This window comes from Nocardia sp. NPDC004860, from assembly GCF_040609015.1.
In the GTDB taxonomy this organism is placed as follows: domain Bacteria; phylum Actinomycetota; class Actinomycetes; order Mycobacteriales; family Mycobacteriaceae; genus Nocardia.
On the sequence record NZ_JBEXJI010000063.1, the window covers coordinates 3,861 to 5,065 of the forward strand.

Genomic DNA, 1,205 nt, shown 5'->3' on the forward strand with positions numbered 1-1,205 from the left:
GGGGTCGCAGAGACCAGTGAGAAGCGACTGTTTACTAAAAACACAGGTCCGTGCGAAGTCGTAAGACGATGTATACGGACTGACGCCTGCCCGGTGCCGGAAGGTTAAGAGGACCGGTTAGCTCTTCGGAGCGAAGCTGAGAATTTAAGCCCCGGTAAACGGCGGTGGTAACTATAACCATCCTAAGGTAGCGAAATTCCTTGTCGGGTAAGTTCCGACCTGCACGAATGGCGTAACGACTTCTCAGCTGTCTCAACCACAGACTCGGCGAAATTGCAGTACGAGTAAAGATGCTCGTTACGCGCGGCAGGACGAAAAGACCCCGGGACCTTCACTATAGCTTGGTATTGGTGTTCGGTACGGTTTGTGTAGGATAGGTGGGAGACTGTGAAACCAGCACGCCAGTGTTGGTGGAGTCATCGTTGAAATACCACTCTGATCGTATTGGACCTCTAACCTCGGACCCTGATCGGGTTCAGGGACAGTGCCTGGTGGGTAGTTTAACTGGGGCGGTTGCCTCCCAAAATGTAACGGAGGCGCCCAAAGGTTCCCTCAGCCTGGTTGGCAATCAGGTGTCGAGTGCAAGTGCACAAGGGAGCTTGACTGTGAGACCGACAGGTCGAGCAGGGACGAAAGTCGGGACTAGTGATCCGGCACCGGCAAGTGGAAGCGGTGTCGCTCAACGGATAAAAGGTACCCCGGGGATAACAGGCTGATCTTCCCCAAGAGTCCATATCGACGGGATGGTTTGGCACCTCGATGTCGGCTCGTCGCATCCTGGGGCTGGAGTAGGTCCCAAGGGTTGGGCTGTTCGCCCATTAAAGCGGCACGCGAGCTGGGTTTAGAACGTCGTGAGACAGTTCGGTCTCTATCCGCCGCGCGCGTTAGAAACTTGAGGAAGGCTGTCCCTAGTACGAGAGGACCGGGACGGACGAACCTCTGGTGTGCCAGTTGTTCCGCCAGGAGCACGGCTGGTTGGCCACGTTCGGAAGGGATAACCGCTGAAAGCATCTAAGCGGGAAGCCTGTTCCAAGATGAGGTTTCTCACCCCCTCGAGGGGGTAAGGCCCCCAACAGACCATTGGGTTGATAGGCCAGAACTGGAAGTCTGGTAACAGATGTAGGTGACTGGTACTAATAGGCCGAGGACTTACCAACAAAGAAGCTACGCGTCCACTGTGCAGTATCTGAAACAACACACAGATC

At 55.2% G+C, this 1,205-nt stretch carries 1 rRNA gene (only partly in view); it reads left to right on the plus strand.

What is annotated here, in order from left to right:
• Nucleotides 1–1,157: ribosomal RNA gene (locus ABZV44_RS45460) — 23S ribosomal RNA — on the plus strand; it begins 2,010 nt to the left of the window's first position.
• Nucleotides 1,158–1,205: the final 48 nt, after the last annotated feature.